This is a genomic window from Methylomonas sp. TEB, from assembly GCF_047777895.1.
Classification (GTDB): Bacteria; Pseudomonadota; Gammaproteobacteria; order Methylococcales; family Methylomonadaceae; genus Methylomonas.
On sequence record NZ_CP180476.1, the window covers coordinates 1,182,728 to 1,200,177 of the forward strand.

A 17,450-nucleotide genomic window follows, 5' to 3' on the forward strand; every position below is an offset into this window, starting at 1 on the left:
AATAGTGTGGCGATAGGTTTGGTAGGTAGTCGGGCTAATAAAATTGGACAAGCTTGAATTGCAAGGTAAATTCTTTAACTTGAATCAGCTTATCCGCCTAAAGAGCTGACAATTAAGCAAAAATAGGGGAGAAATTATGGGTCCGTATTACAGAGGTACATCGCAAAGCACCGGTGCATTTTTTGACATGTTTTATCAGCATCCGATCTTAATGGTGGTTTTAGTGGTAGCCACGATTGGTGCTGGTTTTTTATTGATGCGCGGAAAAAAATCAGAATAAAACCGCTGTTTTTGGCTAGTGAAACGAAGATTACTGGAGCTGATTAAGCTCCAGCCTGCGTAGTTTAGGCGCGCATTTAGCCGTAACCGCCACTACCAACAGCGTCATGCCTCCGCCAAACACTACTGACGGCACCAAGCCCAGCAGCCGCGCGGCAACCCCGGATTCAAACGCGCCGAGTTCGTTAGACGAGCCGATGAATATGCCGTTGATCGCCGCGACTCTGCCGCGCATGTTATCCGGCGTGGCCAATTGCATGATGGTGGTACGCATCACCACCGATACTCCGTCGCAAATTCCGGACAATAGTAAAGCCAGGCCTGCCACCCAAAAATTCGTCGATAGCGCGAAGCCGATCATGCACAAGCCAAAGCCGGCCACGGCTATCAATAACCAGCGCCCGGCGTGCTTGTTGAGGGGATGCCGGGCCAGAAACAAGCCGGTCATCACGGCGCCAACGGCCGGTGCGGCGCGTAAAATCCCCAGGCCTTCCGGGCCGTAATGAAATATGTCGTGGATAAACGCCGGCAGCATGGCGATCGCGCCGCCAAACAACACCGCAAACATATCCAGCAACTGCGCGCCGAGGATGATCTGGTTATTGAATACAAAGCGCAGGCCTTCGGCGATGCTGGTAAAAATCGGCGCGCTTTCCGCTGCCGGCGGTTCCTTGATGCGTAAGGACAGCAAAGCCAGCGCGGCCAACACGCATAAACCACCGGAAATGCCGTAAGCCACAGTCTTGCCGGCCCAGCCGACCAGAATCCCACCGAGTGCCGGGCCGGCGACTAAAGCAAACTGAAATACCGAACTTCCTAGGCCGGCAGCGCGCGCATATTGTTCACGTTGCAAAACCAGGGCGAATAGTGCGCTGTAAGATGGGCCGATAAAGGCCCGCGCCACGCCGGTGACGGCTATGGAGCCGTACATCAATACCAGCGGATTATCGGGAATCCATTGCGCGGCGATGGCGGTCAAGGTCAGGGCGTTGAGGCACAACAGCAAACACGCTGAAATTGCAAACCAGCGCCGTGAGTAATGATCGACAGCGTAACCGGCGAACAGCGCGCTGCAAAAATACGGGACCACTTCGGCCAGGCCTATCAGGCCCAAGGCCAGCGGGTCGTGCGTCAGTTCGTAGATATGCCAACCCACCACAATCGCCACGATTTGATAGGCCAGCACGATCAGTACGCGAAACGTTAACAGTCTTATAAAAGCGGGGTTTGCAGTGCCTAAAAAACGCATGAATCTCCAATATTCAAATACAGCCGGTTACAACTGCATGGACGAATTTATTATGTGACTGATTGACGTGGTTAAGCCAGTCAAAGTCTTAGCGTTGCCGAAAGCGAATGTCGCCAAATAAAGCCTTTTGTTCGCGCGGCTGACAGCGCCAGTATTGCGGCGGCGCTGCGACTTGGGCGCCCAGTTTGGCGGCGGCATGCCAGGGCCAGCGTGGATCGTAGAGTATGCCGCGCGCTAAGCCCACCATATCAGCCTGGCCGTCGGCGATGATGGCTTCGGCGTCTTCCGCTTCCGTGATCAGGCCGACGGTGATGGTGGGCAGGCCAGTTTCAGCGCGGATGCTAGCCGCCAGCGGCACTTGGTAATGAGGACCGACCGGGATTTTTTGCAAAGGCGACAGGCCCCCGCTGGAGACATGGATAAATGCGCAACCGCGTGCTTGCAAGGCTTTGGCAAAGATCATGCTTTGCGCCAAGTCCCAGCCACCGTCCACCCAATCGGTCGCGGAAATCCGCACGCCGATAGGCATTTGCATAGGCACGGCAGCCCGCATCGCCTCGAATACCGCCAATGGGAAACGCATCCGATTTTCCAGCGAGCCGCCGTACTCGTCGTCACGCTGATTGGATAAGGGCGAAAGAAATTCGTGCAGCAAGTAGCCGTGGGCGGCGTGTATCTCGATGGCGTCGAGCCCTAGCTTATGCGCGCGCTTTGCCGCAGATACAAACGCCTGCACCATGCGTTGTAATCCACTGGCATCGAGCGCAGTCGGCGCGGGGTCGTCCGGCATAAAAGGCAGTGCCGACGGTGCCACGGTCTGCCAGCCGCCTTGTTCGATATTGACCAGACCGCCACCGTCCCAGGGCGCGGCGGTGGAAGCCTTGCGGCCGGCGTGTGCCAGCTGAATCGCTATGGGTATCTGCGAATATTTTCGCACCGCAGTTAACACCCTGGCCAAAGCGGCTTCGGTGCCGTCCGACCAGAGGCCGAGATCGGCCGGCGAGATGCGGCCTTCCGGTTCCACTGCAGTGGCTTCGATAATCAACAAGCCAGCGCCGGACATCGCCAAATTGCCCAGGTGCATTAAATGCCAATCGCTGGCTTCGCCGTTGGTCGCCGAGTACTGGCACATCGGCGCGATGACGATACGGTTGGGCAGCGTAACCGTGCCGAGGGAATACGGCGAAAAAAGCTGACTCATTTCAGGGTACCTTTGAATAAAGTGGGTGTTAATCCAATGTTGCAGTCTACGAGCTCGGTTCTGGCTTGGCAATGGGAAGGGCTCTGTCGTGCAGTGCCGAATTTACGTCAGGAAAGGGCGTTGAGTTTGCCGCATTCGTTGTAACTTGGCCCGGCTTGCTATAATGCCGGCTTTTCCAATTCATCGGGTCGATAATTGTGGACGTTAAACAGTACATGCAGCAATTGGGGCAACAGGCCAGAGCGGCCGGCCGCGAGATCAGCAAGGCCGAGAGCGGGCGGAAAAATAGCGCTTTATTGAAAATTGCCGAGGCTATCGCCGCCGGTAGCGCCGAGATAGCCAGCGAAAATCGCAAAGACCTGGCGGCGGGCAAACAGAACGGTATGGATCCGGCGTCGCTGGATCGTCTGGAACTGACACCAGCCCGCATCCAAGCCATGATAGAAGGCCTGAAGCAGGTTGCCGCGCTGCCCGATCCGGTTGGGAAAATTACCAATCTTAACTATCAGCCCAGCGGGATTCAGGTGGGGCAAATGCGCGTGCCCTTGGGTGTGATCGGCATTATTTACGAATCGCGGCCTAACGTTACTGTCGATGCGGCGGCCTTGTGCTTGAAGTCGGGCAACGCCTGTATTTTGCGGGGCGGTTCCGAGTCGATTCATTCCAATCGAGCGATTGCGGTGTGCATTGCCAGCGGATTAGCCGCTGCCGGTTTGCCGCAGCAGGCTGTGCAAGTGGTGGAAACCACCGATAGGGCCGCAGTCGGTGAGCTGATTACGATGCAGGATTATGTTGACGTGATCGTGCCGCGTGGCGGCAAAAGCCTGATCGAACGGATCAGCGGCGAAGCGACTATCCCGGTGATCAAGCACCTGGACGGTATTTGCCATGTCTATATCGACGGCAAAGCCGACTTGGATAAAGCAGTGGCGATTGCGATGAACGCGAAAACCCATCGCTACGGCGTCTGTAATGCGATGGAGACCTTGCTGGTGGCGGAAAGTATCGCCGCGACGGTGTTGCCGATTTTGGCCGAACAATATGCGGCAAAAAACGTGGAACTGCGCGGTTGCTTGAAAACCTGTTCCTTGATCAAAAACGCTGTACGCGCGACTGAAGAAGATTGGCATACCGAATATTTGGCGCCGATTTTGTCCATCAAGATTGTCGCCGACATCGACGAGGCGATAGCGCATATCAATACCTACAGCTCCGCGCATACCGAGGCCATCGTCACCGAGGATTACACCTTGGCGCGGCGCTTTTTGCGCGAAGTGGATTCCAGCTCGGTGATGGTCAATGCTTCTACCCGGTTTGCCGACGGCTTTGAATACGGTTTGGGTGCGGAGATTGGCATCAGTACCGATAAATTGCACGCGCGCGGTCCGGTTGGCTTGCATGGTCTGACCTCGTTGAAATTCATCGTGCTGGGCGACGGGCATATCCGCCAATAATGATCGGGGTTTACGGCGGCACGTTCAATCCGGTCCATTACGGCCATTTGCGCACCGCGCTGGAAGTGAAAGAGCTGTTTGAATTGGAGCAGCTGCGCTTGATTCCCTGCCGTCTGCCGGCGCACCGAGACGAACCCGACGTGCCGGCGCACCTGCGTTTGCAAATGCTGGAAGCCGCCGTCGCCGATACTCACGGCTTTAACGTTGATCGGCGCGAGTTGGATAGGGCGGGGCCCTCGTATATGGTCGATACGCTGCATTCCTTGCGTAACGAAATAGGTAATACGCCTTTGTTGCTGTTTATCGGTGCCGATGCCTTTGCCGGTTTGGAGCGTTGGCATCAATGGCAAGGCTTATTCGATTATGCGCACATCGTGGTGATGACTCGACCGGGCTATGCCGGATCGGCGCTATCGGCGTTTTTGCAGCAGCGAATCGCCGAAGACAGAGCCCAATTAAGCCGGCAGAATGCAGGACTGTTAACCTTCCAGGAAGTCACCGCGCTGGCGATTTCCGCTACCGCCATCCGCGAACTGGTGGCTGTCGGGCGCGATCCACAATTTTTACTGCCCGACCGGGTCATCGAATTGATTCGCAGGCATCATTTATATCAACCCCTCATTCATCACACAGGAAATTGAATGCAAACAGAAGCATTACTTAAGCTGGTCGAAACCGAGCTCGACGACCGCAAAGGCCTTAACATCAAGACTATCGATGTGCGTGGCAAAACCAGTATCACCGATTATATGGTCATCGCCACCGGTACCTCGTCTCGGCATGCCAAATCGCTGTGTGATTATGTAGTGGAAAAGGTCAAGGAGCAGGGGCAGCAGCCGCTGGGATTGGAAGGCGATCAGAGTTCTGACTGGATTTTGTTGGATTTGGGTGATGTGATTGTGCATGTGATGACCGGTCAGGCCCGCGAACTGTATCAGCTGGAAAAACTTTGGTCAGTGGCTGGCGACAAGACGCATAGCTAGTTTTGCCCGTGATTTGCTGAAATAAATTTCCAGCGGCTCAAGGGCATAATTTGTCATCCGCCCTCAAGAAAAAGCCCAAGTAGTCGATGACTTAGGCGAGTAGGAGGAGGGGTTATGAAAGCGTTTAAGACAATCTGTTTGCTGTTGATCATGGCAGTCGCGGCGGGGTGTGCGTCCGTGGGCGGCAAAAGTGCCGAGGCGCCGTCGCCGTCAGCCGGAAAAACCCTGCGCGCTAGCGGTTATAGCCGTTTTGACGATAGCGGTAAGCTGGCGGTTAATCAACGCTGGTTACAAGCGCAACAAGCTGCAAAACTGGATGCCTATCGCGGCTTGGCGGATTTGCTGTATCAAGAAAAATTGGGCAATCAAACCACGGTCGGCGCTCAAGTGATGCGCGACGAGGTTTACCGGGTTTATCTGGATAGTTACTTACGCGAAGCGCGTGCCGCCGATTACCGGACTGTCAGAGACAATTTAAAAACGACGCTGGAATTGCGTCTTAGCCCGCGTTTTTACCAATGTATGTCCGGCGATACCTATGTCGTTGGCCAGTGTCTGCAGGAAGATAACAAACTAGCGTTTACCCGGCTGGGCTATAAAGCGGCAACGGTGACTTCGGCCAACCTGGCCTGCGGCGCACGCGATTGTAGCGATCAATATTATGTGTCTGGCTTTTCCAAAAAGCCCAATGTCGTGGACGATACTTTGCTGGAAGCCGGTCTTTACGATGTGGAATGGATAGCCAATACCGGCTTGCGGACGATATTTCAGTATTTGTTGATCAACGGATTTTATAGTGCCTTATAAAAACTTGCTAACAGTGTTACTGATCGCTTTGCTGGCTGCATGCAGCAGCGGTAATAGTAAGCGGGGCGGCGATGAGAATGGCGTTGCCGTGTCTGGCCAGCAGGTCAGCGTGCAAGGCAGTGCGCCAATCGTTGGCGGCGGTATCGAAGCAGCCCGCCGCGCGGCTATCGACGACGCGGTGCATCAGGCATCCTTGCAGCTCAAACGCAACAATAACTCGGCGATGCTGGTTAGTGATATTAAGGTGGTCGACGAATGGCAGGATGCCGATCTTTATCATGTGCAGGTGCTGGCAGTGTTGTCCGATAAGCAGCGCTGCGGTTCGCCGTATCGGAAAAAAATAGTCGCCACCGGTTTTCCGGTCATGAACGCCGATCAAATCAGCGGCACCGAAAGCCAGGATTTATACAGCGGCATTCCCCGAGAAATTAATAACCAGTTGATGGAAACCGGCGATTTTATCGGCCGCAATCTGACTAATACCTCTTTATACAGCCGGCCCGATATGGCGCCGGAGATTCGCTTTGCCGAGGGTAGTGGTGAGTCGGTTATTCTGAATATTGCCAAGCAACAGAACGCGCAGTTCGTGTTATCGGGCGTGATTCGCGATTTTCGGGTGGAATCCACAGAATACGTGCGTGGTAGCGGCGCGCTGGCGGATTTAAAATCGATGGTCAGGGATTTCGTCGCCCGCCGTAGTGTTGGGATTGACGTATTTGTTTACGACGGTTTTAGCGGTGCCTTGCTGTTTCAACATCGTTATACCGATTCCATCCTGGGCGACGTCTCGCTGCCGAGCGGCTATACGGTGGGTAGCGAGCGTTTCAACTCCACGTCGGCCGGGCACGCCATCAGCGAGATCATTCAGCAGGCCAGCGAAGATATTCATAAATTATTCGGCTGTTATCCTTTTACCACCCGTGTAATCCAAGCTGGCGACAACCGGATCGTAATTGCCGCCGGCGCCCAGGATAAAATCAGAGTCGGTGATAAGCTGATGATTTATTCGGCGTCTGCCGGCGGTACGGCGGGAGCGGGTTTGGGCGAGTCGCAAGGCATCCTGACGATAACCGACGTTAGTGCTGCTACGGCGGCGGGTACTCTTGATTCTTCGGCGGTTGCCGGTGCAGTAAGGCCGGGCGACTGGGTGAAAAGTTTTGCTACGCCTTAACGGGGGCGTCGCTCAAACTCAGTAAGCGTTCTATGTCTTTACTGATACCTGCCGGCGTGTCTATCGGCGCATAGCGTTTAAAAACCTTGCCATCTCGGCCGACCAGAAATTTGCTGAAATTCCATTTAATGGCATTTAAACCCAGGATGCCCGGGGCTGAGGTTTTCAAATACTCGAACAGCGGATGTGCGTGGTTACCGTTAACGTCGATTTTTTCGAACATGGGGAAGCTAACGCCATAGTTCAGTTCGCAAAAGCTGGCAATTTCTTGGCTATCGCCGGGTTCTTGCTGGCCGAATTGATTACACGGAAACCCCAGGATCACTAAGCCGCGGCTTTTATAGGTCTGGTACAGCGCTTCCAAGCCACGGAACTGCGGGGTAAAGCCGCATCGACTCGCGGTGTTGACGATTAGCAGCACTTTTCCGCGGTAATCTGCCAAAGCGACAGTTTCGCCGTTAATGTTAGTCGCCGAGAATTGGTATATGTCATTCATGCTGATGCCGGTCAGTTATCGAATTACTTGTGCTTGTCGTAAACGTTGAGATGGCGCTTCTTAAAGCCTATGTATCCCCATCAAGATGCATAGACAAACATTTACCCAGCATACCGTTATTCATCGGATTGTCAAAAATCTGTAGTGCCAACATACCCATATTTGCATGGGGGGCTTACCAGGAATTTTAATGGGCTTTGAAGGTATACCGCCTAGGCAACTCTTTCGCGGGACGACCGCCCATAGCGTCCTGGCGTATGGGCGGCTGTTGAGACCTGCCGAGATTTCTCAGTGCCTATTGTGAGGCTAGCCGTTGTTGCAGTTTGGTTTGCAGTAAGCTGTCATAGTGACGTTTCAACACCGAGTCGGTAGGCGGTGTTGGCAATTCGGCTGCAATTTCGCGGCGTAATTGCTCAAGGTCCTGCGTCTGCACTGACGAATCTTCAGGCAGAACCGCTTCTACAGGGCTGGCTGGCTGCGCCGCAGCTTCCGGCTGGGAGGGCGCCGATTCGTCCACCGCTTGTGAATGCTGAGGCGATGCGATTTTGTGCAGCGTTTCGTAGTGACGGCGCAGCACGGAGTCGGTGGGATAGGGATTGCTGAGGGCCTCTTTCTCCGCTTGCAATGCTGCCAGATAATGGCGTTTTAATACTGAATCTTCCGGTATTTTGATTGCCGGCTCTTCTTTCGTCGGTGTTCTCGGCTCTTCGGTAACTGCTGTGACGATTGGCGCCTGTGGCGCGGGTTCGGCAATTGGTTCAGGCGCTTGGACGGGAGACTCTACCGGGGTCTCGATTTCTTGCGCTATTGGAGTCGTTGGCGACGCGGTATCCGGTTGCGAAGGGGAATTCGCTGCACGGGAAGCAACTGGTTGAGGCGGTGTCGCCTGTTTGTTCTCCGGCGTCTTGCCAATTGGCTTGAGTTTTAATTTGCCTTTCCAGACCAGCCAACCGACTACTGCCAGCCCTAAGATTACCAGAAGTTCTATCATGATTTGTCCCCCTCAATATTGTTATTAATCCAAAACTAACTAACACCTACAGCGTTACCGATTGGCTTTCTAGGCATAGCTTCCGCAGCTTGTATTCCAAAGCATGATGGAAGCGCTACGATTAAATCGCAGCGCTTTATACCATAGATCCTTGAAATAGTTGATTTGTCGAGTCGCAAGGCCCGCGCTTGGGCAGCACTAGCCACGGTGCATTCTCCCAGGTAGGTTTTCTGTATTAAAAAAACGAAGTTTCAATTTTTCGATTGGGTCAATTGATCATGACTGGCAAAACATTAAACAGCGTAAGTGTGTTGTCAGTTTTTTTTACAGGCAAAAATGCTGAATTTCCAAATGAAAATTGTGGATCGGGGTAGTGTTAAATTTTTATGACAATGTGTCGGGATTTTTTCCTGAAATTGCTTTGCAAAAGCGCTCTGGCATTGGATTTGCAAAAAAACTTAATGAAAATCCCTGGGGAAAAACCGATTAAGTTGATGCCACGACGCAGTTTTTCTTAGTTGATGCTCAGGTAGGTTTGAATTGTAATGCACGGTAATGTAAGCAAATGCTGACGTAAAAATTTACAGTTCGTGGTGGTTGAAATTGTTTTGATAGGATGATTTTTATTTAAGCAATTGTTTTATAAATTTAAATTATTCTTGGCTTCCTATTTGCTTAATAATCGTACGATTTCGTGGAATGCCTAACGGAAACTTAACCAAAGAAAGTATTCAAAAGGACTGTACAGATTTTTATATTGGGGGGATTATGGAAACCAAAACGATTAAACACATACTGTTGGCGGGATTTTTATCGTCAGCCGCAATTTTCGGAGGAGGCGCTCAAGCGGCCTCATTTACCGTAGCGGGTAGCCTAACAGGCGATCCCAGAACCGATAATCCGGATAACCTGTTCATCAACGTCGGCATAAATGTCCTTGACACAGTAGCTACTTGGACAGTGGATATCGCTTCGCCTCTGCATCCAAATGCAAAGCTCGATGAGTTTTATTTCAATCTGGGATCTTCGGTTAATGCTGCCAATGTTCTTTTTGGTGGGTTTTCGCCAGCGGGTTGGGTTATCAACAGTCCAGCATCGACAGTAGGTGGAGGGAACTTCAATCCCACGTTTCTTTTTGAAGCTGTTGATCCGCCAGGTAACGGAAACAACGTCACTAATGCCGTGAATTTGTCGTTTACCGCAACCTTAAACCGTAATTGGACTTTGGATGACTTTTATTCCGCAGCAGCACTACAGAGCTCGGAAGCTACGTTACCTGCCGGTCAATTGGGTGCGCATTTGCAATCACTAAGTACGGCAGGTTGTGCAGGTTGTTCCGATAGCGGTTTCCTTATAGGCAATTACACACGCGGCGGCGGCGGTAGCCAAGGCAGCGTGCCCGAGCCAAGTGTTGTGGCTTTGCTGGGTATGGGCTTGTTGGGCATGGGGTTGTCACGTAAAAGCAAAGTCTGATTGTCCGATTTGTTTACACGCCTAAAAAACGCCGGTTAAACCGGCGTTTTTTTTAGAAATTGTCTGGCAGTTTTAGCAACATGTGTTACCCCATGGCCGTTATGGTGATTCTGAAAGTAAAGTCACAGTAATGGCAGCCCAGTTTTTTTAGACTTTCTTCCAAGCAGAAAGCTGATTCCGAACATTCAAATTAGCTTACGTTCAGAAAGCCTCAAGGCAAGAAGCCAAGGATGAGGTGTTTAAGATTTGGACATTCAAAATAAAAACGAGGGGAACAGTCATGAACAAAAAAAATTTATACATCACTCTAGGTGTTGCGCTACTGGCAGTGCCTGCAATCATTTATCTTGATAAATACTTGCTCGACCAGGAAATTTTGCAAATAAACCAGGATATGCAACAGTTGCCAGCCTCCGCTGGTAACGTCGCCAAAACGTGGAAACCAGGGCAAATTTTAGTTAAGCCCAATGCGGGTTTGGCTGATGCGGAGTTTGAAAAAATTCTGCGGGGCAATCAAGGTAAAAGCAGCGAAAAGATCGGCAATTTGCCGGTTCATATCGTTAGCGTTCCTGAACAAGCGGAAGAAGCGGTGGTGCGGGCGCTATCAAAAAATCCCCATATCGAGTTCGCTGAGCTGGATATGGTTCAGCCAATGAGTACGACTACCCCGAATGATCCGAATTTTGCCGGTGCGTGGCATTTAGCAAAAATACAAACGCCTGGGGCTTGGGATGTTTCCAAAGCTGATGGCATTACAATAGCTGTATTGGATAGCGGCGTTGATGGTTCGCATCCGGATTTGGCTAATCATATGATTCCGGGCTGGAATGCCGTGGACGGCGGCTCTGATACCTCTGACATCAATGGTCATGGTACGGCTGTTGCCGGCACAGCGGCGGCTGTCACCGATAACGCTATTGGGGTTGCCGGCGTGGCCTGGAATGCGAAAGTGATGCCGGTGAGGATTACTAACGATTCTACGGGATACGCTTATTGGAGTGATATAGCACGGGGTTTGAGTTGGGCGGCAGATAATGGTGCCGATGTCGCGAATATTAGCTACGGTGTGAGTGCTAGTTCGGCCGTGTCATCGGCAGCGCAGTATATGAATGCCAAAGGCGGATTAGTGGTTGTTGCAGGCGCCAACGACGGAGTCGATCCCGGATATACCGATAATCCCTACATGATTTCTGTTTCAGCAAGCGATTGGAATGATGCGAAAGCCAGTTGGTCCAATTTTGGCGCCTTTATTGATGTCGCCGCTCCCGGCACTTCTATTGCCACCCTGCTCAGAGGTGGCGGGTATGCCAATTGGAACGGAACCTCATTTTCTAGTCCGGTCACTGCAGGCGTGGTCGCGTTGATTCAAGCGGCAAATCCCAATTTGGTGCCTGCGGATGTCGAAAAAGTGCTGAAAGATTCTGCCGATAAAGTATCCGGCGTTAATTTTGATCCAAACTATGGCTATGGACGTATCAATGCTAGCGCCGCAGTCCAATTAGCGCTCAATACAGTGGCTAGAGATACTCTCGCGCCGACAGCTGCCATTTCATCTCCAACCGCTGGCGCTGTGGTCAGTGGTTTGACCTCTGTGGCTGTTAACGCTAATGATAATGTCGCAGTAAGCCAGGTTTCATTTTACGCAGGGGGTAAATTGGTCGGAACAGATGGCACTGCGCCTTACACATTTAGTTGGGATTCCACGACTGTGGCAAACGGCAATATCAATTTAACGGCGGTGGCGACTGACTCTTCCGGAAACCAAGGTTCATCAAGCGCCGTGACTGTGAGCGTACAAAATCAAACCACGGTAAGCACCACGGATCAAGCGGCGCCAACCGTGACTATTTCTAACCCGATTAACGGTGCGAAACTGAGTGGTAGCGTGGTGAGTATCTCTGCTGCTGCTAATGACGACGTTGCCGTCGCTAAAGTGCAGCTTTATATCGATAACAAGCTGGTGTCGTCTACGACTAACAAAACCTTGAGCTATAGCTGGAATGTCAAGAAAGTGGCTGCCGGCAGCCATTCGATAAAAGCGGTTGCCACCGATACCGCCAATAAAACCGGTACCGTCAGTATTCTCGTCAGTAAGTAGCCTTCGTATTCGGAAAACTGCCAACAGTTTTGTTGGCGGTATCGTAAAGGCAATTAAAAACAGGGGTGTATTCCGCCCCTGTTTTTTGCGGGATTCGTAGCGCTTACCCCGGCCCTATTGATCACGGGTATTCCGTGCGAGCTGAGCGTGTCGAAGCCCAGGCTGGAGCGCCTTTCGATTAACTCAGTACCCTCAAGGAAAAAAGGCGAGGGGTATTTAAGAGCCGGGTTAAGAATGATTGAGGGTGACACGATTACTGGAAAGTTTTGCGATGCAATCCAGATTATCCGCCGCTTCATCCGTTACAATACCGCTCACTTACCGTGACTCCGGATACCCCTATTTCAATGAACGATTCGATTATTTATGCACTGGATTTTGATGGCGTTGTCTGTGACAGTGCGGTAGAAACCGCGATCACCGGCTGGAAAGCCGGCACTACTATTTGGAAAGACATGCCTGACGAGGTACCTCAGGCTATCGTTGAGCAGTTTCGCGAAGTGCGACCGATTATCGAGACGGGTTACGAAGCTATTCTGATCATCCGCCTCATGTATTTGGGCAAAAGCACTGCCGCTATTTACGCCAACTACGCCGCTAAAGTGCAACGGATGCTGGATGAAATCCATTTAAGCATCGACGATTTGAAAAAGCTGTTCGGTGATACTCGCGACAATTGGATTGCTAGTAATCGTGCCGATTGGATAGCCAAGAATCCTTTGTATCCGGGGGTTGCGGAAAAATTGCGGCGCTTGGGCCAGAGGCATTTGTGGTGTGTGATTACGACCAAGCAAGAGCGCTTCGTCAAGGAAATCCTTAGTGCCAATCAGATTGAGTTGGCCGACGAAAGGATTTTCGGGATGGACCGCAAGCTCAGCAAACCGGAAATCCTGAAAGGATTGAAAGCTCAGCATCCGGGCCAGTCGATTTATTTCACTGAGGATCGTCTACCGGCACTCGATGGGGTGCAAAAACATCCGGAGTTGGCGGATGTGAAATTATTCCTCGCCCTCTGGGGTTATAACCTTGCCGCAGACCATGCCGTTGCAGCGGGGCAAGCAATCGCGCTGCAACAGTTAGATACTTTTCTCAGCGACAGTTTGGGTGCCGTATAAACCGCAGAATTCAGTAGCGGTATTCCAAAACACTGTGGGTGTCGACGCCGGCATTGTTCAAATAATAGTAGCCGTCGCCGTGGCTGACAATGCGTTGGTAGGGTAGGGTGTCCATCTCGGCCAGATAAACGATGGCGTGAGTTTTAATCAGGCAATACACCACGTCGCCTTCCCGCAACGCCATGCTCTGACAGGCGCCCGGCGTAATTTCCACCAATAAAGTCCCCCCGCAATCGACTTGCACGATCAGGCTTTCGCCGCTGGGAATGATCGCGCAGATCCGGCCTTTTAGTTGATTCTGAATGGAGATGCCATCAATGTAGGCCCGAGACAGAGCGATGTCGTTGGCGCGTATCGATACTTGGCTCTGGCTGCCGATTGCAAACTGGGGGCGTAGCGGCAACGCCAGCGGCAGACCGAAACTGTCCGCCATGCTGCAACCCGCCTGGACATCGTGACTGCGGATACTGATCGGCAAGATGTTGTCGATCTGGCGGATTCCCAGATAACGCAAGATACCTTGTTGTTTGGCCACTTCGCGCAAGGAGCCGCTGCGCAGCACCTGACCATGTTCCAGCACGATCAGCTGGTCGGTCAATTCCAGAATCTCGCCCAGCGACTGGCTGGCATACAGTACCGGCAAGCCGAATTCGTCTTGCAGGCGTTTTAAAATCGGCAGCAGTTGCGAGCGGTAACCATGGCCGATGGCGGCAAAAGTCTCATCCAATAACAAGAGTTTTGGCGATTTCAGCAGGGAACGGGCGAGCGCCACTCGTTGGCGTTCCCCAACCGAGAGCCATTCGATAGGCTGGTCCAGGTTGGCGCCCAGTTCCAGTAAGTTGATTAGATAGTCCGGTTTGAACAGCCGGCGCTGCTTGAGGGTTCGATAATAAGTGGCGGTTAAATTGTCGCGCACGGTTTCGCTGGCGTCGGCGCAATCGATGTGCAATACAGCGCCTATCGGCCGTTGTTCGCGGGGCATTACGATGCCTTTGCGGCTGTCGAACAAAATCTTGCCGTCCAGGGCAATATGCCCGCTTTGCGGCTGGATAGTGCCGGCGATCAACCCCAGTAAGGTACTTTTGCCGGCGCCGGATTGTCCGAACAGGCCAACGCTGATGTCGCCCACCGAACATTGCGTGCTGAGGTCGAAATGACCGCGACGCAGTTTGACATTCATTTCCAGCAGCATGACCACCTCCGGTGGTTAAAGCCAACCCGGCTTGGTGGCCGGGTCGCACATTTTATTAGCCTTGCACGCCAAGAATCACCGCGCCGGCCTTGAATATTGCCGTGGCCGTTTGGCCTTTACGCAGCCCCAGGGTTTCCACGCTATCGTTGGTGACGGTAGCCGCGATTTTGTCGCCGCCGGGCAGGGCAATATCCACTTCGGTGTTGACCGCGCCGGGCTTGACGTCAGTTATCGTGCCTTCCAGCTGGTTGCGCGCCGAAATCCGGTAACCGCCGAAATCGGTGACGACGATCACTTGCGGCGCTTTAACCAACGCGATGACTTTCTTGCCGGTTTCGATGGCCAAGTTTTCAACGGATTCTTTGGTGATCGAGGCGACGATGGTTTCGCCGCCTTTTAAGCCAACATGCACCTCGGCGTTGACAGCACCGATGATGACTTGATTAACGGTGCCGGAAAATTGGTTACGTGCGCTGGTTTTCATAGTAATTCCTCGTGAAAAGTGGGGGGAGTCCGTCTCATAACGGTATTGCGTGGAAAATTAATTGACAGCCGGTAAGGCATAGCCGTATTTCTCGATGATCGCTAATGCCGGCGGTGATTTTAGAAACGCCAGCAAAGCCTGCGCTGCCGGATTTTCGGCGCCGGTTTTCAGCAGCACCGCATCTTGCAGAATGGGAGTATGCAGATGTTTCGGAACGATCCAGCCGGAGCCCGAACCAATTTTGCCGTTTTCGATCACTTGCGATAAAGCCACAAAGCCCAGCTCGGCGTTGCCGGTACTTATAAATTGATGAGTTTGGGCGATGTTTTCGCCTTGCACGAATAAGGGTTGCAGTTTTTCCAATAAACCTTGGCTTTTCAGGACTTCCACTGCCGCTGCGCCGTAAGGTGCCAGTTTCGGATCAGCCAGAGCCAGATGCTTGAAGTCACCTTTGCTGAGAATTTGGCCTTGCTCGTCCACATAACTAGGGTTGCTGGACCACAGTACCAACTTACCGATGGCATAAGTAGAGCGGGTGCCGGCCACCGCCAAACCGGATTGCTCCAGTTTCAGCGGGCTTTTGTCATCAGCCGATAGAAACACCTCAAACGGCGCGCCGTTCTCAAATTGGGCGACGAATTTGCCGGACGATCCGAAGGAAAGCTTGGCACTGTGGCCGCTGGCTTTTTCAAATGCCTCGGCGATCTCGGTCATGGGTTTGGTAAAGTTAGCCGCCACCGCGACTAAAGTCGTTTCGGCTTGCGCTATTGTGCTTAACGCAGCCAGCGATAGGGTCAGAATAATTCGGTTTAAAGCGATAAACGACATGCTATTTCTCCTTAATGATGAAGCGGCTAAAACCGTAATTGGCTCTGCACGTAAACGTAATCGACGTCGTCTTTAACAGTCGGTGCCGACGGTGCTTTTTTGGCGAATTCGCCCTTGAACAGATGTGCCCAGCCGGTTTCGAAATTTAGGCTGCTGTTGAAATCCCAACGGGCGGTCAATTCCAATTGTTGACCGACAAAATCGCCGCTAGGACCGCTGCTATCTTGCAAACCGGCCGCCGTCCAACTGTCTCTGGCCGATGCCAGCCAATAGAAACGGTGACTCAGTCCAAGCTGCACATCGCTGCGCGGCGCGGCGGCGATTCTGTAACCAGGCGTGCTGATATTGCTGCGGGCGAATGCGCCATACATACCCGTCGCGCCGAACTCGAAGCGCCGTGCGCCGTACAAGGTGTCGAAGCGTTGGTCTTGATTGTCGTTTGGGTTCTCGTCACCGCTGGCATAGTCGTATTCCAACGCAAAACGCGGTGACCAAGAGGCATCGAAGGTATAGCCGACATCGGCATGTTGGTACCAGGCAGCGTGCTCCAAATCGCGGCCATTGCTGGCGGCAGTACTGGAACGGACGGTGCCTAGCTGACCGATAGTTTCAGTTTGAAAGTCGAAATTGGCTTTTTTGGGTTTCAGGAAAAATCGTACACCGGGGGTGAAATAGCGGCGATTGCGGGTGGGGTTGCGGATGCTGTCGCCTTCGTCGAGATGATATAGATAAACTTCGCTGTTGACGCCCCAGGCCAAGTTGTACAGTTCCAAAAAGCCGCCGGAAAACCAGGTGTGGGTGTCTTCTTCGTCGAACTCGTGGACCTCGTTGAGAATATCAGCTGAAGCGGTCGGGTAGCGGTTGACCGGCATCGTTACAAAGCCGGTAAATTGCCATTGATCGTAATTCAGCAGCCGGAGTTTTACGCCGGTAAAACTGTTGATGTCGTTGCGCATCGCATTGCGGGCAATTAAGCGGCGACTGCCCAAGTTCAGCGTTTGCCGCCCCGCCACAATTTCAGCGCCGATGCCGCTGTAAAACAGGTTTTGATCTGCCCAGGCCAGATAACCTTGAATAAAGTCCGCTGCATCCGCGTGGGTGTTATTCACGCCGGAACCACTATCGGCGCCCAAGGCGCGGGCATCGAGAAATTCCGCACCTATACTGAATTTAGCGATGTGCGCTTGTAGCCATAGCGCAGTTTGCAAGGCGATTTGCTGATCACCACCCCGGCCGTTGGCCTTGAAGTTGCCGTCCATCGTTTCGTAACGGGTGCGTTGCTCTACAGACGCATCCAGCCATTTTGGCAGATTCAGCGAGTCGTGCAGATTCCAGACCGGCTTTTCGAATTTGTCGTTGCCCAGCAGGGCGTCCTGTATCTGACTGGAAAATGCGGCCATGGGCGGCTTGCTGTAGGTTTTATTTTCCGCCGCTTCACTTACGTCAATATAGAGGCTGTTCGTTGTGATCACACTCATTGCCGTGAGAAAACAGACTTTGCGATAACGGTTTTTGGGGGCCATGGTTTACCTATTAAGCGGGTTAAATGCCTTGGGTTTATGATAATGTCCTGGCTTTTGTATGACTTTGCTATGGTGTTCATCACGGCCAAGGAATGTTGGCAGTCTA

17 protein-coding genes are annotated in these 17,450 nt (G+C 52.5%); 9 read left to right on the forward strand and 8 right to left on the reverse strand.

All coding sequences use genetic code 11. The features are described from left to right. Positions 1–136: 136 nt before the first annotated feature. Positions 137–280 carry a hypothetical protein gene (locus tag ACMXD4_RS05365; RefSeq protein ID WP_165786265.1) on the forward strand — a complete coding sequence of 48 codons (144 nt, stop codon included), beginning with the start codon at positions 137–139 and terminating at the stop codon, positions 278–280. A gap of 30 nt (positions 281–310) precedes the next feature. On the opposite strand, the gene ACMXD4_RS05370 is transcribed toward ACMXD4_RS05365, so the two are convergent. After that, positions 311–1,528, reverse strand: coding sequence for an MFS transporter (locus tag ACMXD4_RS05370; protein ID WP_415880080.1), 1,218 nt, complete (start codon positions 1,526–1,528; stop codon positions 311–313). Between the two features lie 88 nt (positions 1,529–1,616). Next, positions 1,617–2,729: an NADH:flavin oxidoreductase/NADH oxidase gene (locus ACMXD4_RS05375; protein WP_415880081.1), complete on the reverse strand. Its 1,113-nt coding sequence runs from the start codon at positions 2,727–2,729 to the stop codon at positions 1,617–1,619. Positions 2,730–2,944: 215 nt separating this feature from the next. On the opposite strand from ACMXD4_RS05375, the gene ACMXD4_RS05380 reads away from it, so the two are divergent. The 5 genes from ACMXD4_RS05380 (at position 2,945) to ACMXD4_RS05400 (ending at position 7,144) form a co-directional block, all read left to right on the forward strand. After that, a complete protein-coding gene (locus tag ACMXD4_RS05380; RefSeq protein WP_415880819.1) occupies positions 2,945–4,183 on the forward strand; it encodes a glutamate-5-semialdehyde dehydrogenase in 1,239 nt (412 codons plus the stop codon). Then, complete coding sequence (gene nadD / locus ACMXD4_RS05385; RefSeq protein WP_415880082.1) at positions 4,183–4,824, forward strand: nicotinate-nucleotide adenylyltransferase; 642 nt, start codon at positions 4,183–4,185, stop codon at positions 4,822–4,824. The genes ACMXD4_RS05380 and nadD overlap by 1 nt, the downstream gene beginning before the upstream one ends. Next, entirely contained in the window at positions 4,825–5,166 is a 342-nt protein-coding gene (gene rsfS / locus ACMXD4_RS05390) for a ribosome silencing factor (protein WP_101051849.1), read from the forward strand. A gap of 114 nt (positions 5,167–5,280) precedes the next feature. Continuing rightward, on the forward strand, positions 5,281–5,973 hold the full coding sequence (locus ACMXD4_RS05395) for a hypothetical protein (protein WP_415880083.1): 693 nt from the start codon (positions 5,281–5,283) through the stop codon (positions 5,971–5,973). Then, a complete protein-coding gene (locus ACMXD4_RS05400) occupies positions 5,963–7,144 on the forward strand; it encodes a flagella assembly protein FlgT middle domain-containing protein (RefSeq protein ID WP_415880084.1) in 1,182 nt (393 codons plus the stop codon). The genes ACMXD4_RS05395 and ACMXD4_RS05400 overlap by 11 nt, the downstream gene beginning before the upstream one ends. On the opposite strand, the gene ACMXD4_RS05405 is transcribed toward ACMXD4_RS05400, so the two are convergent. Beyond that, positions 7,134–7,640, reverse strand: a complete 507-nt coding sequence (locus ACMXD4_RS05405) for a glutathione peroxidase (protein ID WP_033157028.1) — start codon at positions 7,638–7,640, stop codon at positions 7,134–7,136. The genes ACMXD4_RS05400 and ACMXD4_RS05405 overlap by 11 nt on opposite strands. Before the next feature lie 295 nt (positions 7,641–7,935). Continuing rightward, positions 7,936–8,631, reverse strand: coding sequence for a hypothetical protein (locus ACMXD4_RS05410; protein ID WP_415880085.1), 696 nt, complete (start codon positions 8,629–8,631; stop codon positions 7,936–7,938). 699 nt (positions 8,632–9,330) lie between these two features. Between ACMXD4_RS05410 and ACMXD4_RS05415 the strand changes: the two genes are divergently transcribed. From ACMXD4_RS05415 to ACMXD4_RS05425, 3 genes are all read left to right on the forward strand, one after another. After that, complete coding sequence (locus ACMXD4_RS05415) at positions 9,331–10,104, forward strand: PEP-CTERM sorting domain-containing protein (protein WP_415880086.1); 774 nt, start codon at positions 9,331–9,333, stop codon at positions 10,102–10,104. Between the two features lie 280 nt (positions 10,105–10,384). Next, entirely contained in the window at positions 10,385–12,202 is a 1,818-nt protein-coding gene (locus ACMXD4_RS05420) for a S8 family serine peptidase (RefSeq protein WP_415880087.1), read from the forward strand. Positions 12,203–12,549: 347 nt separating this feature from the next. After that, positions 12,550–13,317, forward strand: a complete 768-nt coding sequence (locus tag ACMXD4_RS05425) for an HAD family hydrolase (protein WP_415880088.1) — start codon at positions 12,550–12,552, stop codon at positions 13,315–13,317. Positions 13,318–13,327: 10 nt separating this feature from the next. On the opposite strand, the gene ACMXD4_RS05430 is transcribed toward ACMXD4_RS05425, so the two are convergent. From ACMXD4_RS05430 to ACMXD4_RS05445, 4 genes are read right to left on the reverse strand one after another with little or no spacing between them, the layout of a single operon-like run. After that, a complete protein-coding gene (locus tag ACMXD4_RS05430; protein ID WP_415880089.1) occupies positions 13,328–14,509 on the reverse strand; it encodes a molybdenum ABC transporter ATP-binding protein in 1,182 nt (393 codons plus the stop codon). A gap of 55 nt (positions 14,510–14,564) precedes the next feature. Further along, positions 14,565–14,993 (reverse strand): TOBE domain-containing protein, encoded by a 429-nt coding sequence (locus tag ACMXD4_RS05435; protein ID WP_033157025.1) that lies wholly within the window; start codon positions 14,991–14,993, stop codon positions 14,565–14,567. A gap of 57 nt (positions 14,994–15,050) precedes the next feature. After that, positions 15,051–15,821 (reverse strand): molybdate ABC transporter substrate-binding protein, encoded by a 771-nt coding sequence (gene modA, locus ACMXD4_RS05440; RefSeq protein WP_415880090.1) that lies wholly within the window; start codon positions 15,819–15,821, stop codon positions 15,051–15,053. Positions 15,822–15,847: 26 nt separating this feature from the next. Then, on the reverse strand, positions 15,848–17,344 hold the full coding sequence (locus tag ACMXD4_RS05445) for an alginate export family protein (RefSeq protein WP_415880091.1): 1,497 nt from the start codon (positions 17,342–17,344) through the stop codon (positions 15,848–15,850). Positions 17,345–17,450: the final 106 nt, after the last annotated feature.